Raw genomic sequence first — 22,700 nt, 5'->3', positions numbered from 1 at the left:
GGACCGCTTGCGGTAGTGCCGGCCGCTGGCCGGCAACCCGTCCCTGCTTAGTCGAGGAAACGCGCCGCCTGCGCCGGAGTCGGCAGAAAACACGTGTCGTGACGACCGAACCACCGATACCGGTTGCGCGCCAGCGCGCGGTACGCGCGGTCGCGCAGCCCGCGGGGCAACCAGCGCAGCACGCCCAGCACACGCCATGCACCGCCCAACCCGGTCAGCACGCGGAGGATGGCATCGGTGTCCGTCCATGCGCCCCCCTGCTCGAGCAGCAGGAACGAAGACGGATCCTCCGGATCCAGCCCGTGCGCCTGCAGCAGGGCGCGTCCGTGCACGCCCTGCATCGCAGCGAAGCGATAGCGGCCGCGCGTGTCGACGCGCAGCAGGAACCGCACCCAGCGGCTGCACAGTGCACAGACGCCGTCGAAGACGATGACCGCGTCGGCCGCTCCACTCCCCGTCTGTCCAACGGTCAGGGCGCGATCCACGCCAGGGTCGCCATGCGCCCGGTGCGGCGGTCGCGCCGATGCGAGTAGAACCGCTGCGGGTCCGCCAGGGTGCAGTACTGCCCACCACTGATGCGTGCAGGGTCCAGACCCGCAGAGTGCAGGCGCCTGCGAGCCACCGCGTACAGGTCCACCTTCCAGTGTCCCGGCCGGGTCGCCACGAAGGCCGCGGCAGCGCCCTCGTCGCGCTCGACGAAGGCCTCGAACACATCCTCGCCGATCTCATACAGCGCGGGCCCGGCCGCCGGGCCCAGCCATGCCTGCAATTGCGCGGCCGGGGTCTGCATGGCGGCCACGGTGGCCTCCAGCATGCCGTCGGCCAGCCCCCGCCAACCGGCATGGGCCGCCCCGATCTCACCGCCATCGCGGGCGGCGAAGACCACCGGCAGGCAGTCAGCGGTGAGGATAGCCAGCACCACGCCCGGAACCGAGGTCACCGCCGCATCGGCGGTGGGTTCGGCCTCGACGCCAACGGCCGTCGGCGGCGCGGTGAAGCGACGCACGCCGGTGCCATGCACCTGGCGCAGCCAATGGGGTGCGGAGGGCAAGCCCAGCCCGGGCACGAGCAGATCGCGGTTGCGCTGCACCTGCGCCGGATCATCGCCGTCGGCGGCGTACCGGTTGCCCATGTTGAACTGATCGAACGGCGCCACCGAACCGCCCGCGCCGAAACGCAGGGTGGTGACGGCATGGACCCCGCTCGGGGCTGGCCAGTCGGCGGGCAGCACGGGCACGGTGGTGTCCATCAGCGGCGGTTGCGTTCCTGCTCGGCGAACCGCTTGCTGTCTTCGCGCAGGGCGTGCAGCAGCGCCTGCATGTCGGCCGGCGGCGGTGCGCTGTTGGTGATCTTCTCGCCGGTGATCGGGTGCACGAACTCCAGCGTTTCGGCGTGCAGCGCCTGGCGCTTGAAGCCGCGCAGTTCGGCCACGAGTTCCTCGCTGGCACCCTTGGGCAGCTTCAGCGCGCCGCCATACAGCTGATCGCCGATGATCGGATGACGCAGGTGCGCCATGTGCACGCGGATCTGGTGGGTACGGCCGGTTTCCAGGCGGCATTCCAGCGCGGTGTGCGCGCGGAAACGCTCGCGCAGGCGGTAATGGGTGATCGCTTCCTTGCCGTCTTCGCGCACGGCCATGCGGATGCGGTCGCGCGGGTGGCGGTCGATACCGGCGGTGGCGGTGCCGCCGGAGACCAGCGCACCGACCACCACGGCCAGGTACTGGCGATGCACTTCACGTGCCGAGAGCTGCTCGACCAGCGCGGTCTGCGCCTGGATCGTGCGGGCGATGACCATCACGCCGCTGGTGTCCTTGTCCAGGCGGTGCACGATGCCCGCACGCGGCAGCACCGACAGCGAGGGGTCGCGGAACAGCAGCGCATTGACCAGGGTGCCGGTCGGGTTGCCCGCGCCGGGGTGGACCACCAGGCCGACCGGCTTGTTGATCACGAATACATGCTCGTCCTCGTACAGGACCTCCAGCGGGATGTCCTCCGGCTCGGCATGGGTCTGGGTGTCGAGCACGACATGCAGGCTGGCCACCTCGCCGCCGCGCACCGGATCGCGCCCGCGCACGGTGTCGCCGTCCAGCAGGACGTCGCCGGACTTGATCCACTCGGTCAGCTTGGACCGGGAGAACTCGGGGAACAGCTCGGCCAGGACCGCGTCAAAACGCCGGCCGGCGGCGGTATCGGGCACGATGGCCTGGCGGGGGGAATCGGAATCAGCAGGGGTATCGGACATGGGGGCACACCGCAATAGGGACAATTTTGGGGTCCGGGCGACCAGTTTCAGTCGCGGGACAGGCCACTAGGCTATCATCGACCCTTCGTATTCCAGCCGCGTCCCGCCCTGACCCCATGATCCGACGCTCCGTTATGCTGTCCGCGCCCGTCCGCCTCGCCGCCCTGATGCTGGTGCTGCTCTTCGTCGCCACCGGCTGTCACCGCGGTACCAAGGACAAGAATCCGGATGAAGGTCTGCCGGTTCAAACGCTCTATGAGAAGAGCCACAAGCTCATGGAAGGGGGGAACTGGAGCGGTGCCGAAGCCAGCTTCCGCCGCCTGGTAGCCCAGTACCCGTATGGCCCGTACACCGAACAGGCGATGATCGAAAGCGCCTACGCCCAGTACAAGGCCGGCAAGCACGATGACGCGGTGTCCAGCGTGGACCGCTTCATCCGTACCTACCCGACCCACCGCAACATCGCCTACATGTACTACCTGCGCGGCCTGGCCAATGGCAATCGCGACACGGTCTTCCTGCGCCGCGTCTGGTCGCTGGACCCGAGCCGCCGTGACCTGTCCAGCCCGCGCCAGGCCTATGCCGATTTCACCATCGTCACCGAGCGCTATCCCAACAGCCGCTACGCCGCCGATGCGCGCCAGCGGATGATCGCCCTGCGCGACGTGTTCGCCCAGTACGAGCTGGACAACGCCCTGTACTACCTGCGCCGCGAGGCGTACGTCTCGGCCGCTGGCCGCGCCAACTTCCTGCTGGAGAACTACCCGCAGAGCGCGTTCCAGTACGACGCCGTGGCCGCCCTGGGCGAGGCCTACACCCACCTGGGCAACAAGACCCTGGCCGACGATGCCCGTCGCGTGCTCGAGCTGAACCAGCCCGATCACCCGTGGCTGCAGGGCAAGTGGCCGAAGTACCCGTGGATGGTGCGCAAGCTGAACCCGTTTGCCGGCGAGAAGTCCGCCAGCACCGGTGAACGCAACGCCACGATGAACCGCAAGTAATAAAAAGGCCCCGAAAGGGGCCTTTTTATTACCCGGCGGCGACGCCGACGGGGGCGTCGCGGCAGCGGCCGGTAGAGCCGACCGCTGGTCGGCTGCTCTCTGCGGGTTATACCGGCCACCTCGCCAGCCCCCTCACAGGCCGCCCTTCGCCGCCAGCCCCACGCCCCACCCTGCGCCGACCAACGGTCGGCGCCTACCGGCTGGCGTCTCAGCCCTTGTAACCATTGCTGATCGGGTAACGCCGCTCACGCCCGAACGCCCGGCGCGAGACCTTCGGCCCCGGGGCGGCCTGATGGCGCTTCCACTCGCTGGTGCGCACCAGCCGCAGCACACGGTCCACCACCTCGGCGGCGTACCCGGCGGCCACGATCTCCTCGCGCGACTGCTCCTGGTCCACATAGCGGTACAGGATGCCGTCCAGCACGTCGTAGGCCGGCAACGAGTCCTGGTCGGTCTGGTTGGCGCGCAGCTCGGCCGAGGGCGGGCGGGAAATCACCGCCGGCGGGATCACCGGGGCGCCGCCCACGGTATTGCGCCACTTGGAGAGCCCGAACACCTCCGTCTTGTACAGGTCCTTGAGCGGGGCGTAGCCGCCGCACATGTCGCCGTAGATGGTGGCGTAGCCCACGGCGTACTCGCTCTTGTTGCCGGTGGTCAGCAGCAGCCCGCCGAACTTGTTGGACAGCGCCATCAGGATCACACCCCGGCTGCGCGACTGCAGGTTCTCTTCGGTCACATCGGCCGCCTGCCCCTCGAACATCGGGCCGAGCGCAGCCATCAGGCCCTCGAACACCGGCTCGATCGAGACCGCCTCCAAGGTGACGCCCAGCGCGCGGCACTGCTCGGCCGCCAGATCGTTGGACATGTCCGCCGTGTAACGCGACGGCAGCCGCACCGCGGTGACGTTCGCAGCGCCCAGCGCGTCCACCGCCATCGCCAGCACCAGGGCCGAATCGATACCGCCGGACAGGCCGATCCAGACCTTCTTGAAGCCGTTCTTGCGGCAGTAATCCTGGATCCCGCGGGTCACCGCGCGCCAGGCCAGCGCATCCATGCTCTCGTCGCCGTCGTCCATCCACTCGCGCGGCAGGAAGCGGCGCGCATCGGCGTCGTAATCCACCACCAGCCACTGGTCGGTGAAGGCCGCCGCGGCCGGATGCACCGTGCCATCGCCGTCAGCGACGACCGAGGCACCATCAAACACCAGCGCGTCCTGCCCACCCACCACGTTGAGGTAAGCGATCGCCGCTCCGCTCTCGCGGGTACGCTCGGCCAGCAGCGCGTCGCGCTGGGCATGCTTGCCACGCTCGTACGGGGAGGCATTGGGCACGATCACCAGCTGCGCGCCGGCACGGACGGTATCGGCCAGCGGTTCGGCAAACCAGAGGTCTTCGCAGACCAGCACGCCGACCGGCACGCCCTTCAGCTCGAACACGCAGCTGCCGCCGTCCGGGTCGACATCGAAGTAACGGCGCTCATCGAACACCGCGTAATTGGGCAGCTCGCGCTTGCGGTAGGTGTGTTCGACCTTGCCATCGCGCAGCACGCTGGCCGCGTTGTAGACCACCGCACCGGCGGCCTGTGGCCAACCGACCACGGCCGCGATGCCGGTGGTGGCCGCCGCGATGCGCTCCAGCGCCTGCTGGCAGTCGTACAGGAAGCCCGGGCGCAGCAGCAGATCCTCCGGCGGATAGCCGCTGATCGCCAGCTCCGGGAACACCACCAGCTCGGCACCGTACTCATCGCGCGCCTCGGCGATCATCGCGATGATGGTGTCGGTGTTCTGCGCCACGGCGCCAACCGGAAAATCGAACTGCGCCAGGGCAATGCGGAGCGAGGTCATGGTGTTCCAGCCTGTAGGTGTACTGCGCTCATTGTAGTGCCGGCCGCTGGCCGGCAACCACGCATTCGGCGGCAGCACGATGAGGAGCCGGCCAGCGGCCGGCACTACGTGGCGTGCTTGCCTTCCAGCGGCCGGGACCTACCGCTCCGGGTATCGCCTTGAACGCAGAAAGGCCGCCCGGAGGCGGCCTTTCTGTTTCGAGCAGCCGACCAACGGTCGGCTTCTACAGACACGTCAGCCGCTGCGCGGCTGGCGGTCTTATTTCACCAGCTTGGCGATGGCAGCGCCCAGGTCGCCCGGCGAGCGGACGGTGACAACGCCGGCAGCTTCCATGGCAGCGAACTTGCCTTCGGCGGTGCCCTTGCCGCCCGATGCGATCGCACCGGCGTGGCCCATGCGCTTGCCGGCCGGAGCCGAGGCGCCCGCGATGAAACCGACGACCGGCTTCTTCACGTGGGCCTTGATGTACTCGGCACCAGCTTCTTCAGCGTCGCCGCCGATTTCGCCGACCATGATGATGCCCAGGGTCTGCGGATCTTCGTTGAACAGCTTCAGGCAGTCGACAAAGTTCAGGCCGTTGATCGGGTCACCACCGATGCCGATGCAGGTGGACTGGCCCAGGCCGACTTCGGTGGTCTGCTTGACCGCTTCATAGGTCAGGGTGCCCGAACGCGACACGATGCCGATCTTGCCCGGCATGTGGATGTGGCCCGGCATGATGCCGATCTTGCACTCGCCCGGGGTGATCACGCCGGGGCAGTTCGGGCCGACCAGCACGGTGTCCGGATGGGCACGGGTCAGCACGTTCTTGACGCGCAGCATGTCCAGCACCGGAATGCCTTCGGTGATGCACACGATGACCTGGATGCCGGCAGCGGCCGCTTCCAGGATCGCGTCAGCCGCGTACGGCGGCGGCACGTAGATGACCGACGCGTTGGCGCCGGTGCTCTGCACGGCGTCGGCAACGGTGTTGAAGACCGGCAGATCGATGTGGGTGGTGCCGCCCTTGCCGGGGGTCACGCCGCCAACAACCTGGGTGCCGTACTCGATCATCTGAGTGGCGTGGAAGGTGCCCTGCTGGCCGGTGAAGCCCTGCACGATCACCTTGGTGTTCTTATTGATCAAAACTGACATTGGATTTCCTTCGGTGTCGGATCAGGCGGCGGCTTTGACAGCTTCGACGACCTTCTTGGCACCGTCGTTGATGTTGTCGGCCGGGATGATGGCCATGCCGCTGTCACGCAGCAGCTGCTTGCCTTCTTCCACGTTGGTGCCTTCCAGGCGCACCACGACCGGAACCTTGACGCCCACTTCCTTGACCGCGGCGATGATGCCTTCGGCAATCATGTCGCAGCGGACGATGCCGCCGAAGATGTTGACGAAGATGCCTTCGACCTTGTCCGAGGACAGGATCAGCTTGAACGCTTCGATGACGCGCTGCTTGTTCGCACCGCCGCCCACGTCCAGGAAGTTCGCCGGCTCGCCGCCGTTGAGCTTGATGACGTCCATGGTGGCCATGGCCAGACCGGCGCCGTTGACCATGCAGCCGATGTTGCCGTCCATGGTGACGTAGTTGATGTCCAGCTCCGAAGCGGTCACTTCGGTTTCGTCTTCCTGGGTCTTGTCGCGCATGGCAACCAGCGCCTTCTGACGGAACGCGGCGTTGTCGTCGCTGTCGAACTTGCCGTCCAGCGCGTACAGGTTGCCGTCGTCCAGGATGGCCAGCGGGTTGATTTCAACCAGGGCCAGGTCCTTTTCGTTGAACAGGCGGTACAGGTTCACCATGATGCTGGCGAACTGGCCGGCCTGCTTGGCGGTCAGGCCCAGCTTGAAGCCGAAATCACGGCCGTGGTAACCCTGCACGCCTTCAACGAAATCAACGTTGAGCGAGTGGATCAGCTCCGGGGTTTCAGCGGCGACCTGCTCGATCTCCACGCCGCCTTCCGAAGAGGCGATGTAGGTGATGGTCTTGGTGCCACGGTCAACCAGCACCGACAGGTACAGTTCCTTGACGATCTCACCGGCGGTGGTCACCAGCACCAGGTTGACCGGCAGTTCAACGCCGGCGGTCTGGTAGGTGGCCATCTTGGTGCCGAGCATCTTGGCCGCAGCGGCCTTCACGTCGTCGGTGGTCTTGCAGAACTTGACGCCGCCAGCCTTGCCGCGGCCGCCAGCGTGGATCTGCGCCTTGACCATCCAGGGGCCCTGGCCCAGGGCGTTGGCAGCGTCAACCGCTTCGTCCGGAGTAGCCGCGACCTTGCCGGCCGGAACGGGAATGCCGTACTCGGCAAGCAGCTGTTTTGACTGGTATTCGTGGAAATTCATGCGTCACCGTGGGAATAGGAACGACCGCACGCATCTCCAAGGCTCCCTCACGGGGGCGCCGGTAAGGACCGCGGCGGGCCCACTATTGTGGACGACCCGGCGCGCGCGCGCAAAGAAGTCAGTCCCAAGACACCCGCGCGGGGCCGTTTCCAGCGCAATTTCAGGCAGTTGCGGGTCGTGCCCGAAGCCGCTGCCCGGCCGGCCAGGCCGGGGCCGCGCAGCCGGCCCGTCCCCGCCCACGGCCCGGCCTTCACGCCCTCGCCCCTGGCGGCAGCCCCCAAACCGGGCCGGACGCCCTACACTGGCTCCGTGCCAGAAGGGGAGTTCCGGCGTGTCACCCAGTGCTTCATTGATCGACCGCATCGAATCGATTCCGCGGCGCGAGCTGTACTTCTTCGCGCTGTACCGCCTGCTGATGGCCTCGGTCATCGCCGCCTTGCTGTTCAGCCCGCTGAGCAGCCTGGTGGGCTCGGCCGAGCATCCGCGCCTGGCCACCATTGTGGTCATTGCCTACCTGGTCGTCGCCCTGCTGGTGCTGCTGTTCGGCCGCAACGAGCGCTGGCTGCGCACCATCGTGGTGTGGAGCGTGGCCGCCGACATCATCGCCGCCACCCTGCTGGCGCATGCCCTGCCCGGCGCCAGCGCGGGCATCTCGATGTCGCTGCTGTTCAACATCGCCGCCGCCGCGACGCTGCTGCCGCTCAGCATGGGGCTGGCCCTGGCGGTCGCGGCCAGCCTCGCCACGGCCGGCGAATACATGTGGAAGCTGGTCGAAGGCGGTGATCCCACCCGCACCCTGGCCGAGCTGGCCATGTTCGTCACCAGCTACCTGGCCATCGCCTTCATCAGCTACCAGGTCGGCAACCGCGCCCGCATGAACCAGCAGTTGGCCAACCGGCGCGGCGATGAAGTGGCCAACCTGTTCCAGATCAACGAACTGATCATCCGGCGCATGCGCACCGGGGTGATCGTGGTCGATGGCGCCAACCGCATCACCCTGGCCAACGAAGCGGCCTCCACCCTGCTCGGCGATGCCGACGGCAACAGTGGCAGCGGCCGCCTGGAACTGGGCAGCGCCGCGCCCGAGCTGAGCCGCCGCCTGCAGCGCTGGCGCAACGGCTGGACCAACGAAGAGCTGCCCCTGCAACTCTCGCCGGACCAGCCCGAGGTGCAGCCGCGTTTCGCCCGCCTGCTGGCCGGCAGCGACCTGACCCTGGTGTTCCTGGACGACTCCACCGTGGTCTCGCGCCGCGCCGAATCGCTCACCCTGTCGGCGATGGGCCGCTTCTCGGCCAGCCTGGCCCATGAGATCCGCAACCCGCTGGCGGCGATCAACTACGCGGCCCAGCTGCTGGAAGAGTCCACCGACCTCGGCGACACCGACCGCCGCCTGCTGCAGATCATCGGCCAGCAGTGCCAGCGCACCAACGGCATCGTGGAAAGCGTGCTCGGCCTGGCGCGGCGCGAGCGCGCCAACCCGGAGAACGTGGATCTGGCCGCCTTCGTGCGCCGCTTCGTGCTGGAGTACAAGCAGGGCCTGTCGCTGGAAACCGACAGCGTGGAGCCGATCATCAGCGAGACCTCGGTGCATGCCCTGGTGGACCCGCGCCACCTGCACCAGATCCTCACCGTGCTGGTCCACAACGCGCTCAAGTACGGCCGCGTGGCCGAGGAGCCGGCGCGGGTACGGCTGCGCGTAGCGCGCCAGGACCGCATCGCCATCATCGATGTGATGGACCGCGGCCCGGGGATTCCCGAGACCGTGGCCAGCCAGCTGTTCCGTCCGTTCTTCACCACCTCCGAGCACGGCACCGGCCTGGGCCTGTACATCGCCCGCGAGCTGTGCCGCGCCAACCAGGCCCGGCTGGAGTACGTCTCGGTGCCGGCGGGCGGCGCCTGTTTCCGGCTGGTGCTGGCCGGGCCGCACACGATGATGTCGGGATGAGCGTCACGTCACATCCGGCCCCCACCGTCAAACATTTGTCGCCAATGACCGCCCTCGGCTATCTTCCTTTCCTATGAATGACACCCGCAGCGCCCTCGTCGTCGACGACGAACGCGACATCCGCGAACTGCTGGTACTGACCCTGGGCCGGATGGGCCTGCGCATCAGCACCGCGGCCAATCTCGCCGAAGCCCGTGAGCTGCTCGCCAGCAACCCCTACGACCTGTGCATCACCGACATGCGGTTGCCCGACGGCAACGGCATCGAACTGGTCACCGAGATCGCGCAGCATTACCCGCGCACCCCGGTGGCGATGATCACCGCGTTCGGCAGCATGGACCTGGCGGTGGAAGCGCTGAAGGCCGGCGCGTTCGATTTCGTCAGCAAGCCGGTCGACATCTCGGTGCTGCGCGGCCTGGTCAAGCACGCGCTGGAACTCAACAACACCGAGCGTGCCGCCCCGGCGCCACTCGCGCCCGAACAGGCCGCGCGCCTGCTCGGCGATTCGCCCTCGATGGACGTGCTGCGCGCCACCATCGGCAAAGTCGCGCGCAGCCAGGCCCCGGTCTACATCCTCGGCGAATCCGGCGTCGGCAAAGAGCTGGTGGCCCGCACCATCCATGCGCAGAGCGCGCGCGCGCCCGGCGCCTTCGTGCCGGTCAACTGCGGCGCGATCCCCTCCGAGTTGATGGAGAGCGAGTTCTTCGGCCACAAGAAGGGCAGCTTCAGTGGCGCGCACGCGGACAAGCCCGGCCTGTTCCAGGCGGCGCATGGCGGCACCCTGTTCCTGGATGAAGTGGCCGAGCTGCCCCTGCAGATGCAGGTCAAGCTGCTGCGCGCGATCCAGGAAAAATCCATCCGCCCGGTCGGCGCCGCCACCGAGGTACCGGTGGACGTGCGCATCCTCTCGGCCACCCACAAGGACCTGGGCGAGCTGGTCGAAGACGGCCGCTTCCGCCACGACCTGTACTACCGCATCAACGTGATCGAACTGCGCGTGCCGCCGCTGCGCGAGCGCCGCAGCGACCTGCCCGCGCTGGCCGCCTCGATCCTGGCCCGGCTGGCCCGCACCCACAACCGCCCGACCCCGCTGCTCGCGCCCTCGGCGCTGGATGCACTGGCCCAGTACCACTTCCCCGGCAACGTGCGCGAACTGGAGAACATCCTGGAACGCGCCCTGGCCCTGGCCGAGGAAGACCGCATCGGCGCCAGCGACCTGCGCCTGCCGCAGCACGCGCCGCGCTTCGGTGCCAGCACTGTGGCCACCACACAGCAGGAGGCCGTGATCGACCTGCCCACCGGCAGCGGTGCCCTGCCCTCCTACATCGAACAGATGGAGCGCACCGCGATCCAGAAGGCGCTGGAAGAGAACCGCTGGAACAAGACCCGCACCGCCGCGCAGCTGGGCATCACCTTCCGCGCGTTGCGCTACAAGCTGAAAAAGCTCGGCATGGACTGAGCCCACCCGCCGCCACAACGAAAAAGGCCCGCATTCGCGGGCCTTTTCGTTGTGGCGGTATCACTCAATCCTTGGTGACGCGGTTGATCTCGGCCAGACCGGTCACACCGGCGGCGGCCTTGGCCAGCGCGGACTGGCGCAGGTCGTTCACCCCCGCCTGCTGCGCGGCCTCGGCGATCTGCAGCGCATTGCCACCGGCCAGCACGATCGTGGAGATCTCATCCGTCATCGGCATTACCTGGTAGATACCGGTACGGCCCTTGTAGCCCTCGGTGCACTCATCGCAGCCGACCGGCTCGAACAGCTTGATGCCGGCCTCCAGCTGGGCCTGGGTGAAGCCTTCGGCCAGCAATGCATTGGCCGGCAGCTCGACCGGACGCTTGCAGCGGCTGCACAACCGGCGTGCTAAGCGCTGGGCGATCACCAGCGTCACCGAGCTGGTGATGTTGTACGGGGCGATACCCATGTTCATCAGGCGCGCGATGGTCTGCGGCGCATCGTTGGTATGCAGGGTGGACAGCACCATATGGCCGGTCTGCGCGGCCTTGATCGCGATCTCGGCCGTCTCCAGGTCGCGGATTTCGCCGACCATGATGATGTCCGGATCCTGGCGCAGGAACGAGCGCAGCGCCGCGGCGAAGGTCATGCCGCGCTTGACGTTCTGCTGCACCTGGTTGACGCCGGGCAGGCGGATTTCCACCGGGTCTTCCGCGGTGGAGATGTTGCGCGTCTCATCGTTGAGGATGCCCAGCGCGGTATACAGCGACACGGTCTTGCCCGAGCCGGTCGGGCCGGTCACCAGCACCATGCCGTAGGGCTTGTGGATCGCATCCAGGAACAGCTTCTGCTGAGCCGGCTCGTAGCCGAGCTTGTCGATGCCCAGCTTGGCCGCGCTGCCATCGAGGATACGCAGCACCACCTTCTCGCCGAACAGGGTCGGCAACGTGCTGACGCGGAAATCGATCTGCTTGGTCTTGGAGAGGTTGAGCTTGATGCGCCCATCCTGCGGCACGCGCTTCTCGGCGATGTCCAGCTGCGCCATCACCTTCAGGCGCGCGGCGATGCGCTGGTTGAGCTTGACCGGTGCCTTGGCCACGTTCTTGAGCAGACCATCGATGCGCAGGCGCACCCGATAGTCGTCTTCATAGGGTTCGAAATGGATGTCCGAGGCGCCCTTGCGGATCGCATCGACCAGCACCTTGTTGATGAACTTGACCACCGGGGTGTCGTCGCCCTTGGCATCGACACCGGAATCGGTCGCGCCGCCTTCCTCATCGCCGGCCGAGACATCCAGGTCGCCCATGTCATCGTCGCCGCCGCCCAGCGCCGAGCCCAGAGCATCCTGGGTGGTCTGCCACTGCTCCAGCGTGCGGCGGATCTGCTCCTCGTCGACCAGGATCGGCTCGACCACCAGGTTGGTGTGGAACTTGATCTCGTCCAGCGAATGGGTCGGGTTGCTGGTGCCGACGAACAGCTTGCCGCCACGCTTGAACAGCGGCAGCACGTGGTGCTTGCGCAGCAGCTCCTCGCTGACCAGCTTCATGGCGTTGTGGCTGGTGTCGAACGCGCTCACGTCCAGCAGCGGCATGCCGAACTCCAGCGCATTGGCCGCGGCCAGCTGCGCGGCGGTGACCAGCTTCTTGTCCGCGAACCACTGCGGCAGCGGTTGCCGGGCGGCGGTGGCGTCGGCCATGGCAGCGCGGGCGACGGCTTCCTCCAGCGCACCGTCCTGGACCAGACGGCGGGCGATGCCGGTGATGCCGACGAGGTTAGGAGAGGTGACTGCGTTCATAGGCAGAGCTTTGAAGTCATTGGCAGGGTTATAGACGCGAACGCCACCTAATACAAATGCAGATGCCCGCGATTTCTCGCGGGCATCCTAGCCACAGCTCCAACAAGGAACAGGACTTAGCAAACGACTTAGTTCAACGCGTCGCAGGGCTTGTCCTTGTACGAAGCGACAGTCGACGCAGTCACAGTACACGCCCAGGTGATCGGGTTCACGCCAGTGGCGTCGATCGTCGGAGCGATCGAGACAGTGGTGTTACCATCATTCGAGGTACCGGTGAGCGTGCCGTCCGCACAAAGACCGGCCTTGATGCCGGTGCAAAGGGCTTCTTCAGAGGCGTGGTTTTCACCGACCTTGATCTTCTCACCAGCAACCGAGCCGATGGCCTGCGTGATCTTGGCGCGCGCGGTGTAGTTCCGGTACTGCGGCAGCGCAATGGCGGCCAGGATCGCGATGATCGCCACAACGATCATCAGTTCGATCAGGGTAAAGCCCTTCTGGTTCTTCATGAGTACATCCCCTAGAGATAACAAAGTTGGTAGGGCACTGGGCCGTCGCCGGACCGGCAGGCCGGTTGAGCGGGGCGGGCGCCCTGTGCAGGTGGATCGAAGCAGGTTGCATGCCAAGTGAGCCGGCAATGCTCCCCAGCATTCCCCGGCGCAATGATGGCAGCAATCTTCCGGATTGGAACCCCCCGCGCAACAATTTGCGATGGACCCGGCAATGTGACCGGTTACGTCACCTTCTGACACACCCGGTCCGGGCACCCCATCGCTTCGGGGCACCCGGCAGGACTGCCCAGCGCCCACGGAACCCGCTACCATGCCGCGAGATAGCCCGCCTGGGGATGGCGTGGCTGGGGAGCCTGAAATGTCTGTCAGCCGTAGTGCCATCAAGAAAGAGCCCGTGGTCCGCAATACCATGGAGCTGCAACCGTTTGTCTGGGTGGGGACCGACAAGCGTGGCGTCAAGATGAAGGGCGAAACGCCTGCCAAGAACGCCAACCTGCTGCGTGCCGAGCTGCGTCGCCAGGGCATCACGCCCACGGTGGTCAAGCCGAAGCCGAAGCCCTTGTTCGGGGCAACCGGCAGCGCGATCAGCACTAAGGACGTCGCCTTCTTCAGTCGCCAAATGGCGATCATGATGAAGTCCGGCGTGCCGATCGTCAGCGCGCTGGAGATCATTGGTACGGGTCATAAGAACCCGCGCATGCGCAAGATGGTTGAGAGTATCCGCACCGACATTGAGGGCGGCTCGTCGCTTTACGAAGCGATCAGCAAGCATCCGGTTCAGTTCGACGAGCTCTACCGGAATCTGGTCCGAGCAGGCGAAGGTGCCGGCGTGCTGGAAACCGTGCTTGATACGGTGGCCAACTACAAAGAGAACATCGAGGCCCTCAAGGGCAAGATCAAGAAGGCGCTGTTCTACCCGACCATGGTCATCGCGGTGGCGCTGCTCGTCAGCGCGATCCTGCTGATCTTCGTGGTGCCCCAGTTCGAAGACGTGTTCAAGAGCTTTGGTGCCGACCTGCCTGCCTTCACCCAGCTGATCGTGGGTGCCTCGCGATTCATGGTGGCATGGTGGTGGGTGATCCTGTTCGTCGTTATCGGAACGATAGTGGGGTTCGTGTTTGCCTACAGACGCTCGCCCTCGATGCAGCACGGCATGGACCGCTTCATCCTGAAGGTGCCGGTGATCGGCCAGATCATGCACAACAGCTCGATCGCCCGCTTCGCACGGACCACGGCGGTGACCTTCAAGGCCGGCGTGCCGCTGGTGGAGGCGCTGGGCATCGTGGCCGGCGCCACCGGCAACAAGGTCTACGAGGAAGCCGTGCTGCGCATGCGCGACGATGTCTCCGTCGGCTACCCGGTCAACATGGCCATGAAGCAGGTCAACATTTTCCCGCACATGGTGGTGCAGATGACCGCGATCGGCGAAGAGGCCGGCGCGCTGGACACCATGCTGTTCAAGGTGGCCGAGTACTTCGAGCAGGAGGTCAACAATGCGGTCGATGCCTTGAGCAGCCTGCTCGAACCGATGATCATGGTCTTCATCGGCGTGGTCGTCGGCGGTATGGTGGTCGGCATGTACCTGCCCATCTTCAAACTCGCCTCCGTGGTTGGATAATCAATAAATGGCATTTCTCGACCAGCACCCCATCCTCGGCTACCCCGCCGCGGCCGGACTGGGGCTGCTCCTGGGCAGCTTCCTCAACGTCGTCATCCTGCGCCTGCCCAAGCGGCTGGAGTGGGAGTGGAAGCGCGATGCGCGCGAAGTGCTGGAAGAGCCGGACATCTACGAGCCGCCTCCGCCGGGGATCGTGGTGGAGCCCTCGCACTGCCCGCACTGCAAGCACAAGCTGTCCTGGTTCGAGAACATCCCGCTGTTCAGCTGGCTGGCGTTGCGCGGCAAGTGCCGCCATTGCCACGCCCCGATCTCGATCCAGTACCCGCTGGTAGAGCTGCTGACCGCCGTGCTGGTGCTCGCCAGCGTCTGGCAGTTCGGGTTCGGCTGGCAGGGCTTCGGCGCGATCGTGCTGAGCTGCTTCCTGGTGGCGCTGTCCGGCATCGATCTGCGCACCCAGCTGTTACCGGATCAATTGACCCTGCCCTTGATGTGGCTCGGCCTGATCGCGGCCAGCGACAACCTGTACATGCCGGCCAAACCGGCCTTGCTGGGTGCGCTGGCCGGCTATCTCTCGTTGTGGTCGGTGTGGTGGCTGTTCAAGCAGATCACCGGCAAGGAAGGCATGGGCCACGGCGATTTCAAGCTGCTGGCCGCGCTGGGTGCCTGGTGTGGGCTCAAGGGCATCCTGCCGATCATCCTGCTGTCGTCCATCGTGGGCGCCATCGTCGGCTCGATCTGGCTGTACTCGCGCGGCCGCGACCGGGCCACGCCGATCCCGTTCGGGCCGTACCTGGCCATTGCCGGCTGGATCGTGTTCATGTGGGGCGAGCCGTTGATCAACGGCTACCTGAGCTACGCCGGCCTGCGTTGAGGCCGGTGCGATGAGTCGCTTCGTGATCGGGCTGACCGGCGGCATTGCCGCCGGCAAAAGCGAGGTCAGCCGTCGCTTCGAAGCGCTGGGCATCACCGTGGCCGACGCCGATCTGGCTGCCCGCGCGGTGGTTGCACCGGGCAGCGAGGGGCTGGCGCGGATTGCCGCGCATTTCGGGCATGACATCCTGCTGGCTGACGGCCAGCTCGACCGTGCCGCGCTGCGCGCGCGCATCTTCGATTCGGTGCAGGAGCGCCAGGCGCTGGAGGCGATCACCCATCCGGCGATCCGCCAGCTGCTGCGCCAGACCTGCGAACAGGCGGACGGGCCGTATGCGATCGCCGCGATCCCCCTGCTGACCGAAGCCGGTGGCCGCCAGCAGTACCCGTGGCTGGACCGGATCCTGGTGGTGGACGTGCCGGTCGCCGTGCAGCATGCACGGCTGATGCAGCGCGACGGGATCGACAGCGCCCTGGCCGACCGCATGATCGCCGCCCAGGCCAGCCGCGAGGCGCGTTTGGCGCTGGCCGATGATGTGGTGGTCAATGATGGCCAGCCGGCGCACCTGCAAGCGCACGTGGAGCGGCTGGATCAGGCGTACCGGGTGCTGGCGGCGCGGTAGATCTGGAGGCGCCGACCAACGGTCGGCTCTACCGACTTACGCTGGAGAGAAGGTCAGCGTGGCGATGACGCCGCGCTCTGCGCCGGGGCGGACATTGACCTGCCAGCCGTAGAGGTCGCACAGGCGGCTGACGATCGACAGGCCGATGCCGCCGCCCTGCGAGTGCCCCGCATGCGTGCCGCGATAGCCGCGCTGGAACAGCTTGGCAGCATCTTCCTCGCTCAGGCCGGGGCCGCTGTCGATCACCTCGACCGCGTTGTTGCCCACGCGCACGCGCACGGCGCCTTCCTTGGAGTACTTCACGGCATTGCCGATCAGGTTGCCCAAGGCGACCGACAGGGCCGATTCCGGCGCATCGATCACCAGGTCGTGATTGCCTTCCAGGATCAGTTCCAGTGGCTTGCCGCCCAGCTGGGCGCGGTGCGAATCCAGCAGCTGCTCCGAGACCCGGGCGACATTGCTGCTGCCCTGCCCGCGCTCGTTGCGTGAAAGCAGCAGCAGCGCGCCGATCAGATCGGTGCATTGCTGTTCGGCACGCTGGATGCGCTGCAGGCGCTGCAGCACCTTGGGATCGAGATCCGGGCGGGTCAGCAGCAGTTCGGTGGCACCACGGATCACCGCCAGCGGCGTGCGCAGCTCGTGGCTGACGTCGGCGTTGAACTCGCGGTCGCGCTGCACCACTTCGGTCAGCCGCGCGGAATAGTCGTCCAGCGCCTGGGCCAGCTGGCCCACTTCATCGTCCGGGAAGCGCGGCGCCAGCGGCTCCGGCTCGCTGGTGCCACCGCGATACGCGCGCAGGCGGGCCGCCAGATCGGACACCGGCTTCATGACCTTGGAGGCCGACCACCAGCCCAGCACCAGCGACAGCACACTGAACACCAGCACCGAGAAGAACAGCGCGCGGTTGAGCTGGCTCTCGCCGCGGATGCTCTCGGTCATGTCATAGGCGAGGAAGAACCACACATCTGGCGTCTTGCGCACCGCGAGCTTGTAGGAAAACGGCTTGCCGCCCTCATCCACACCGCTTACGCCGTGGATGCCATCGTTGAGGTTGTACCAGTCCGGCTGTTCCTGGCGCAGGGCTTCAAACTTGTCCGGCCTGACCAGCCGCGCGTACATCTGTTGCACGGGGAGGTCGGGGCTGCGCGAGGGGTCTGCCGCGAAGCGCTTGGCGTACTCGTTGATGTTGCGATTCATCACATCTTCGACCAGCTGGTTTTCCACGCGGGCGCGGGTCCAGTTGGTGGCGAACGCAAACAACGTGGTCAGGCAGAAGCCCAACAGCACGAACGAGACGATGATGCGGCTGCGCAGCCGGCGCCGGTATGGCGCGCGGCGGCGCTCCCCCTTCCCCGTCACCGGATCAGGCTTCCGGCGCGGCGATGCGGTATCCGATGCCATGACGGGTCTGGATCATCGGCACCTCGAAAGGCTTGTCGACCACGGCGCGCAGGCCGTGGATATGCACGCGCAGGGAATCCGAGTCCGGCAGCTCTTCGCCCCACACGCGGGTTTCCAGTTCCTGGCGGGTAACGACGGCCGGCGAAGCTTCCATCAGCGCCTGCAGGATTTTCAATGCGGTCGGGTTCAGTTGCAGCAGCTTGCCCTGGCGGCGCACTTCCAGCGTGTCCAGGTTGTATTCCAGATCGCCGGTTTCCAGCACACGGGTCTGCACACCCTTGCCGCGACGCGACAGGGCATTCAAGCGCACTTCGACTTCCTGCAGCGCGAACGGCTTGATCAGGTAGTCATCGGCGCCGGAATCGAAACCGGCCAGCTTGTTGTCCAGCGAATCGCGGGCGGTCAGCATCAGCACCGGAGTCTGCTTGCGCGCTTCATTGCGCAGCTTGCGGCAGACCTCGATCCCGTCCATGCCGGGCAGGTTGAGGTCCAGCACGATCGCGTCAAACTCGTGGACGACCGCCAGATGCAGGCCGGTCACGCCGTCGGCGGCGAAGTCGACGGTGTGGCCGCGGTCTTCGAGGTAATCGCCCAGGTTGGCGGCAATGTCGCTGTTGTCTTCGATGACGAGAATTCGCACTGGGACCTCTGTTTCAGGGTGTTCGACGGAAAAGACTGACCTGCGCCGCTGCGCGGCAGGGCGCGCGGCACGGGTTCAGGCTGAAGATACAGGCTTCATTGTTAACATTAGACACCGTCGAATGCTGAAAGCGCGTCAAAGTGTCATTTCCTTGGGTGCCAAGCGGCGCGGATCGTCCATCAGGCTCTTGGCCCGTTCGGTCGCTTCCCGGCGCTGGGCCACGGTCATGCAGATGCTCTTGTTCATGTTGCTGCCGGTGGCGCGCTCGCGGCGGCAGACCATGCGGCTGTCTGCCTTGGCCCGGGTCAGGATGGTGTTCACCACTTCCTGATCATTGAATATCTCGGTGAGCTGCTGCGCCGGCAGCTGGTCCATGCGCTCGCGGTCACCCATCCGGTTGCGGATACGGGTCACGGCCGCCTGCACCCGGCTTTTGTCTTCCATGCTGATCTCACTGTAAGCCTCGCTTCCCAGCGCGCGTTCGACGTTGGCCAGTTGTTCGGCCACGGGCGCATCGGCGGTGATGGCCACCGCAGCGTCACGCCCCTTGCCGTCGGCGCCGGCCTGCGCGGCCAACGGGAGGCTTGCAAGCAATGCAATAGCGAGCAATCGATACATCCGCGACATCCTTATCCACATGTATGAGCGCCAACTTTACGAGCTTGGAAGCGGCACCCACAAGTCACTGATGGCAGGGTCGAATCTGGGCGCCACCGGCCTTCAATCCGGAAAAAGGCCCGGACAGCTGGCGCTGACCGGGCCTGAAGGTGTTTCCCGATTACCGTTCCTGCTGAGGAGGGCAGAGCTGCGGTTCGACAGAGCCTACGCCGGGATCGATTAAACCGATGTTAAGACCCTCCCCTACTGCAGAAACCCCTGTCAACCCCTTGTATTGACAGGTTTTTTCAACGAAACGACATGGTCGATGATGCGCCCGGCCAAGTCTTCCCGGCAGATCGCCTCGATGCCCTCCAGGCCTGGGGTGGAATTCACCTCCAGCACCAGCGGACCACGGCTTGAGCGGATCAGATCGACTCCCGCCACGCCCAGGCCCAGTGCCTTGGCCGAACGCACGGCCACCTGCTGCTCCGCCCGGCTCGCCTTGGCAGCGCGCGCACTGCCCCCGGCATGCAGATTCGAGCGGAAGTCGCCCTCCGGCGCCTGGCGCTGCATCGCGCCGACCACCTGGTCGCCCACCACCAGGCAGCGCAGGTCCGCGCCTTGTGCCTCACCGATGAACTCCTGCATCAGGAAATTGGCGTACAGCCCGCGCAGCGCCTCCACGATGCCGCGCGAAGCGCTGGCCTTCTCGGTGAGGATCACGCCGCGGCCCTGGGTACCCTCGTTGAGCTTCACCACGTGCGGCGGCGGGCCGAGCATCGAGAGCAGATCGACGGTGTCGTCCGGGTTGTCACCGAACACCGTGACCGGCATGTCGATGCCCTTGGAGGCCAGGATCTGGTGCGCCCGCAGCTTGTCGCGGGCGCGCAGGATGGCATCGGAGGGGTTGGGCGTGCGGGCGCCCATCATCTCGAACTGGCGCAGCACCGCCGTCCCGTAGCGGGTGACCGAGGCACCGATGCGCGGGATCACCGCGTCCACCCCGGTGATCGGCCGCCCCTTGTAATGCATGGTGAAGCCGTCCGCGGCGATCCGCATGTAGCAGCGCAGCGGATCAAGGATGCGCACGGTATGGCCCCGCGCGCGCGCGGCCTCCACCAGGCGACGCGTGGAGTACAGCTTGCTGTTGCGGGACAGGATGGCGAGTTTCATCGCGGCGCAGGGGGCGGGAAAGCGCGAAGCATAGCGTGTGGCAGGTGTGGTGGAGGTGTCAAAACCAATAAACCCCATCGCCAAAAACCCAGCACTCACGCCGGCCGCACGTTCAAGCGCAGCCGACTATCCAGTAGAAGCCTCACGTTCGCTTCCACGCTCAGACCGCGCTCCCTCTTTCTGCGGCCTCTTTGAAAACCCCTGCGACCTTCTCCAGCCTCGCTGCGAAGACGCAAGCCATTGCCGAACCCAAGAGGAGCCCAAACATGACCGCATAGACGGTGACGGATATTGTGTTCACATAACTGTTCAACGTCGGCACGGACGACGGCAGTGACGTACTGTTCACTTTGACTGCGGCCGCCAAAAGACTGAGACCCACCGTAAACGCAGCACCGAATGCAACGCCGATACCTGCTCTTCGCGTCCAGCTTTTGGACTCCAATTCAACCAGCATGGCCCGCTCCCGCAGCAGCTCACGGGGGTAACTACTGAGCCAGCTGATAAGCTCTCTCTGGTGAGCAATCTGGCGATCTACCCTTTGCGCGGCCTGCCTGAAACCAGCCCTCACTTGATTGAACACCTCTACCAACATCAGAGCTACCCATGTTGCGTAAACGAGTACAAGCAGCGCGTAAAGCAGGACCACGGTGTATTTCGCAGTCACCATGCCCATCCATCCAAACTTCGCTACGGCAACCACAGCAGCCATTACACCCAGCAGAGCGGACATCGCAATTACTGCGCAGCGATCCTTCCTTCCAGTTTTCCTGCTCTCCTGGAGCTTGACTCGCCCCAACATCTCAGGGATCGACGGCAGATCGATTGCGCTTGACTGACTCATTCCCGCTCCTCATCAGATTGAACGGCAATGATGGCAAAGCGACGTCTCCGATAATGAGACGCCATCCGGCAAAAAGCGGAGCAGGAATTTGATCGCAAGCGCTGGTCGGGACGAGAATGGAGTTCAAACGCGACTCCTGCGAATATTGCCCGAGCAGACTTAAAGTTGCTCTGCACAATTCCGCTATCGCTGCATTTCGATAAAGGTGCGGCTAGATCGGTGTCTCGCGGGGCAAAAGAACAATGACTTACCTAGCCCAGAGCCCGGTTCGTCTCTTAGTTGCCGCCCGTTTGAAGAACTTCTCAAAGCATGTCTGGTGCGACTGGGGAAGCTGACCTTCCGCGAGCAGCAGGGTTTCGGGATGCCGATGACAGGGCGAACCCCGCCACCGGCGTCGTGTAGCGTGGGGGGTCAGTCGAACCAGACCAGCGGCATGTCGGCATTGAACGACATGTGGCGGAAATCTCCCAGCGCCTGCGCTACGGCCTGTACGGTGTGGCAGCCCGTTCCTAGTGCGGAAGAGCCCGCGCTCAGGTAGCTGGCTGAAATAGTGCGGGTGCTTACGGAGTTTGGCTTGGATCCCAACTGCTGAGTGCCGAGGCTTCCCACCTGCTGGCCATCGATCTTCAGGAACAGGAACACGCTGCCGCCACCATCGTTCGTATCACCCTGCACGCGAGACTTCGTCGAGAACAGCACCACACCGTTATGCCCCTGCGGGATGCAAACCTGGCCCTCACCGATCACCACCTCCGAGCCCACCGACGGACAGCTGGGCGAGAATCCATTGGTCCCGACACATACATATGCAAAGCGCCGGTAGGGACCTGCCGCGGCGTAGTTGAATCCCGGATTCAAACCCTTGCCGGCCACGCCGAAGCCATTGGACAGCGTCACCAGCCGGGAGTTGGCGCCGAACTTGTACTTCACATTGTTGGTATTGGCGTCCTGCGGCTGGTAGTACGGCGATTCGGACGCGACGAAGCTGACGCTGCTGTAAGCCGGCGGGTTGACGAACAGGCCCTGCGAATAGAACGGAGCCTGCGTTTCTGCGCCAATGAAGATGTCGTTGATCGACCAGGTCATCGATTCGATGCCAGGCTCCTGCTCGTTCAGGAAAATGCCCATCATGCCGTCGCCGTAGGTTCCCCAGTCGAACGCGCGGCCAGATGCCATGGCCACGATGGGGCCGCCGGGATTGCCTGCCTGGGCGGTCATTAGCAGCTTGCGGTCCTTGGCCAGCAATGCCATTCCTTCCGGGCTGCCGACCGTATTGAAGTCCAGCTGCGCGGTATCGCTAGGAAGACGGCTGTTGGTTACCGAGCCCGCAGAGGTGATGAGCACGGAGAGGTTACTGGCGGATCCGAAGTTGACCGCCGAACCGATGGCCTGTCCGGCCAAGACGACCGAGTGGCGTCCAGCGGGCAGATACTTGGCACCGATGACGTTGAACGAATGCTGCTGGGCGGACGTCGACTGGCGCCAGTCGATATAGCTGTCGTTGGAGACGACCTCGCCGTTGATGGTGATGTAGGCACTGGCTGCAGAGCTGCCTCCAGGGAAGTAGCGCCCGTCCGACTGTACGTATACCCAGCCAGGCGCGCTTAATTCGATATCGCTTGAAAGCAGAGTGGCAGTGCCGGGTTGTACCAGTTGATCAGCGGCAAGCTGCAGATAACGGGAGCCTGGCATGGCGGCGGAAGCCTGCCCCACTGCCAACGCTACGGCCAAGCCTATATATAGGGTGATACGCTTCATCTGATGTCCTTTCAGGTGTCGAGTCACGCTACGTGACGAAAGGAATCTACTGGAT

Annotated in this window: 20 protein-coding genes; 6 read left to right on the top strand and 14 right to left on the bottom strand. The window is 65.5% G+C overall.

Annotated elements, in window-relative coordinates; all coding sequences use genetic code 11:
* Positions 1 to 47: 47 nt before the first annotated feature.
* From EDF74_RS12265 to rluD, 3 genes are read right to left on the bottom strand one after another with little or no spacing between them, the layout of a single operon-like run.
* The gene (locus EDF74_RS12265) at positions 48 to 473 is read right to left on the bottom strand and encodes a thiol-disulfide oxidoreductase DCC family protein (RefSeq protein WP_184997295.1); all 426 of its coding nucleotides are present in this window, start codon (positions 471 to 473) and stop codon (positions 48 to 50) included.
* Positions 470 to 1,249, bottom strand: a complete 780-nt coding sequence (pgeF, locus tag EDF74_RS12260; RefSeq protein ID WP_123730368.1) for a peptidoglycan editing factor PgeF — start codon at positions 1,247 to 1,249, stop codon at positions 470 to 472. Before pgeF ends, EDF74_RS12265 begins: the two co-directional genes overlap by 4 nt.
* The gene (gene rluD, locus EDF74_RS12255) at positions 1,249 to 2,244 is read right to left on the bottom strand and encodes a 23S rRNA pseudouridine(1911/1915/1917) synthase RluD (protein ID WP_123730367.1); all 996 of its coding nucleotides are present in this window, start codon (positions 2,242 to 2,244) and stop codon (positions 1,249 to 1,251) included. Before rluD ends, pgeF begins: the two co-directional genes overlap by 1 nt.
* A gap of 116 nt (positions 2,245 to 2,360) precedes the next feature.
* Between rluD and EDF74_RS12250 the strand changes: the two genes are divergently transcribed.
* Positions 2,361 to 3,245, top strand: coding sequence for an outer membrane protein assembly factor BamD (locus tag EDF74_RS12250; protein ID WP_123730366.1), 885 nt, complete (start codon positions 2,361 to 2,363; stop codon positions 3,243 to 3,245).
* 208 nt (positions 3,246 to 3,453) lie between these two features.
* Here the strand turns inward: EDF74_RS12250 and EDF74_RS12245 are convergent, their stop codons facing one another.
* The 3 genes from EDF74_RS12245 to sucC all read right to left on the bottom strand — a co-directional run bounded on the left by EDF74_RS12245 (position 3,454) and on the right by sucC (position 7,413).
* Positions 3,454 to 5,088: an NAD+ synthase gene (locus EDF74_RS12245; protein ID WP_123730365.1), complete on the bottom strand. Its 1,635-nt coding sequence runs from the start codon at positions 5,086 to 5,088 to the stop codon at positions 3,454 to 3,456.
* A 258-nt stretch (positions 5,089 to 5,346) separates the two neighbouring features.
* The gene (gene sucD / locus EDF74_RS12240; RefSeq protein ID WP_123730364.1) at positions 5,347 to 6,222 is read right to left on the bottom strand and encodes a succinate--CoA ligase subunit alpha; all 876 of its coding nucleotides are present in this window, start codon (positions 6,220 to 6,222) and stop codon (positions 5,347 to 5,349) included.
* A 21-nt stretch (positions 6,223 to 6,243) separates the two neighbouring features.
* Positions 6,244 to 7,413, bottom strand: coding sequence for an ADP-forming succinate--CoA ligase subunit beta (gene sucC, locus EDF74_RS12235; protein WP_123730363.1), 1,170 nt, complete (start codon positions 7,411 to 7,413; stop codon positions 6,244 to 6,246).
* 331 nt (positions 7,414 to 7,744) lie between these two features.
* Between sucC and EDF74_RS12230 the strand changes: the two genes are divergently transcribed.
* Both EDF74_RS12230 and EDF74_RS12225 read left to right on the top strand, forming a co-directional pair.
* Complete coding sequence (locus EDF74_RS12230) at positions 7,745 to 9,358, top strand: sensor histidine kinase (RefSeq protein ID WP_123730362.1); 1,614 nt, start codon at positions 7,745 to 7,747, stop codon at positions 9,356 to 9,358.
* A gap of 73 nt (positions 9,359 to 9,431) precedes the next feature.
* Entirely contained in the window at positions 9,432 to 10,817 is a 1,386-nt protein-coding gene (locus tag EDF74_RS12225) for a sigma-54-dependent transcriptional regulator (RefSeq protein WP_123730361.1), read from the top strand.
* Positions 10,818 to 10,881: 64 nt separating this feature from the next.
* Here EDF74_RS12225 and pilB read toward each other — a convergent pair whose 3' ends face one another.
* On the bottom strand, positions 10,882 to 12,609 hold the full coding sequence (gene pilB, locus EDF74_RS12220) for a type IV-A pilus assembly ATPase PilB (RefSeq protein WP_123730360.1): 1,728 nt from the start codon (positions 12,607 to 12,609) through the stop codon (positions 10,882 to 10,884).
* A gap of 128 nt (positions 12,610 to 12,737) precedes the next feature.
* Positions 12,738 to 13,115 (bottom strand): pilin, encoded by a 378-nt coding sequence (locus EDF74_RS18400; RefSeq protein WP_123730359.1) that lies wholly within the window; start codon positions 13,113 to 13,115, stop codon positions 12,738 to 12,740.
* 361 nt (positions 13,116 to 13,476) lie between these two features.
* Here EDF74_RS18400 and EDF74_RS12210 point away from each other — a divergent pair, with 361 nt between their 5' ends.
* From EDF74_RS12210 to coaE, 3 genes are read left to right on the top strand one after another with little or no spacing between them, the layout of a single operon-like run.
* The gene (locus EDF74_RS12210; RefSeq protein ID WP_123730358.1) at positions 13,477 to 14,736 is read left to right on the top strand and encodes a type II secretion system F family protein; all 1,260 of its coding nucleotides are present in this window, start codon (positions 13,477 to 13,479) and stop codon (positions 14,734 to 14,736) included.
* A gap of 7 nt (positions 14,737 to 14,743) precedes the next feature.
* A complete protein-coding gene (locus tag EDF74_RS12205) occupies positions 14,744 to 15,607 on the top strand; it encodes a prepilin peptidase (RefSeq protein WP_123730357.1) in 864 nt (287 codons plus the stop codon).
* Between the two features lie 10 nt (positions 15,608 to 15,617).
* The gene (coaE, locus tag EDF74_RS12200; RefSeq protein ID WP_123730356.1) at positions 15,618 to 16,229 is read left to right on the top strand and encodes a dephospho-CoA kinase; all 612 of its coding nucleotides are present in this window, start codon (positions 15,618 to 15,620) and stop codon (positions 16,227 to 16,229) included.
* Between the two features lie 36 nt (positions 16,230 to 16,265).
* Here the strand turns inward: coaE and EDF74_RS12195 are convergent, their stop codons facing one another.
* The 6 genes from EDF74_RS12195 to EDF74_RS12170 form a co-directional block, all read right to left on the bottom strand.
* Positions 16,266 to 17,630 (bottom strand): sensor histidine kinase, encoded by a 1,365-nt coding sequence (locus EDF74_RS12195; RefSeq protein WP_123730355.1) that lies wholly within the window; start codon positions 17,628 to 17,630, stop codon positions 16,266 to 16,268.
* Positions 17,593 to 18,270 (bottom strand): response regulator transcription factor, encoded by a 678-nt coding sequence (locus tag EDF74_RS12190; protein ID WP_019183933.1) that lies wholly within the window; start codon positions 18,268 to 18,270, stop codon positions 17,593 to 17,595. The genes EDF74_RS12195 and EDF74_RS12190 overlap by 38 nt, the downstream gene beginning before the upstream one ends.
* 135 nt (positions 18,271 to 18,405) lie before the next feature.
* Entirely contained in the window at positions 18,406 to 18,888 is a 483-nt protein-coding gene (locus EDF74_RS12185) for a hypothetical protein (protein WP_123730354.1), read from the bottom strand.
* 261 nt (positions 18,889 to 19,149) lie between these two features.
* Positions 19,150 to 20,043, bottom strand: a complete 894-nt coding sequence (gene rimK / locus EDF74_RS12180; RefSeq protein WP_123730353.1) for a 30S ribosomal protein S6--L-glutamate ligase — start codon at positions 20,041 to 20,043, stop codon at positions 19,150 to 19,152.
* Between the two features lie 160 nt (positions 20,044 to 20,203).
* Entirely contained in the window at positions 20,204 to 20,887 is a 684-nt protein-coding gene (locus EDF74_RS12175) for a hypothetical protein (RefSeq protein ID WP_123730352.1), read from the bottom strand.
* A 411-nt stretch (positions 20,888 to 21,298) separates the two neighbouring features.
* Complete coding sequence (locus EDF74_RS12170; RefSeq protein ID WP_148045951.1) at positions 21,299 to 22,645, bottom strand: hypothetical protein; 1,347 nt, start codon at positions 22,643 to 22,645, stop codon at positions 21,299 to 21,301.
* Positions 22,646 to 22,700: the final 55 nt, after the last annotated feature.

The sequence above is a fragment of the Stenotrophomonas rhizophila genome (genome assembly GCF_003751305.1).
Lineage (GTDB): Bacteria > Pseudomonadota > Gammaproteobacteria > Xanthomonadales > Xanthomonadaceae > Stenotrophomonas > Stenotrophomonas rhizophila_B.
This window is presented reverse-complemented; position numbering and strand designations above follow the sequence as displayed.

Coding starts and splice junctions, on each gene's coding strand:
- pgeF (WP_123730368.1), bottom strand. CDS start 1,249: ATGGACACCACCGTGCCCGTGCTGCCCGCCGACTGGCCAGCCCCGAGC.
- rluD (WP_123730367.1), bottom strand. CDS start 2,244: ATGTCCGATACCCCTGCTGATTCCGATTCCCCCCGCCAGGCCATCGTG.
- EDF74_RS12250 (WP_123730366.1), top strand. CDS start 2,361: ATGATCCGACGCTCCGTTATGCTGTCCGCGCCCGTCCGCCTCGCCGCC.
- EDF74_RS12245 (WP_123730365.1), bottom strand. CDS start 5,088: ATGACCTCGCTCCGCATTGCCCTGGCGCAGTTCGATTTTCCGGTTGGC.
- sucD (WP_123730364.1), bottom strand. CDS start 6,222: ATGTCAGTTTTGATCAATAAGAACACCAAGGTGATCGTGCAGGGCTTC.
- sucC (WP_123730363.1), bottom strand. CDS start 7,413: ATGAATTTCCACGAATACCAGTCAAAACAGCTGCTTGCCGAGTACGGC.
- EDF74_RS12225 (WP_123730361.1), top strand. CDS start 9,432: ATGAATGACACCCGCAGCGCCCTCGTCGTCGACGACGAACGCGACATC.
- pilB (WP_123730360.1), bottom strand. CDS start 12,609: ATGAACGCAGTCACCTCTCCTAACCTCGTCGGCATCACCGGCATCGCC.
- EDF74_RS18400 (WP_123730359.1), bottom strand. CDS start 13,115: ATGAAGAACCAGAAGGGCTTTACCCTGATCGAACTGATGATCGTTGTG.
- EDF74_RS12210 (WP_123730358.1), top strand. CDS start 13,477: ATGTCTGTCAGCCGTAGTGCCATCAAGAAAGAGCCCGTGGTCCGCAAT.
- EDF74_RS12205 (WP_123730357.1), top strand. CDS start 14,744: ATGGCATTTCTCGACCAGCACCCCATCCTCGGCTACCCCGCCGCGGCC.
- coaE (WP_123730356.1), top strand. CDS start 15,618: ATGAGTCGCTTCGTGATCGGGCTGACCGGCGGCATTGCCGCCGGCAAA.
- EDF74_RS12195 (WP_123730355.1), bottom strand. CDS start 17,630: ATGGCATCGGATACCGCATCGCCGCGCCGGAAGCCTGATCCGGTGACG.
- EDF74_RS12185 (WP_123730354.1), bottom strand. CDS start 18,888: ATGTATCGATTGCTCGCTATTGCATTGCTTGCAAGCCTCCCGTTGGCC.
- rimK (WP_123730353.1), bottom strand. CDS start 20,043: ATGAAACTCGCCATCCTGTCCCGCAACAGCAAGCTGTACTCCACGCGT.
- EDF74_RS12175 (WP_123730352.1), bottom strand. CDS start 20,887: ATGAGTCAGTCAAGCGCAATCGATCTGCCGTCGATCCCTGAGATGTTG.
- EDF74_RS12170 (WP_148045951.1), bottom strand. CDS start 22,645: ATGAAGCGTATCACCCTATATATAGGCTTGGCCGTAGCGTTGGCAGTG.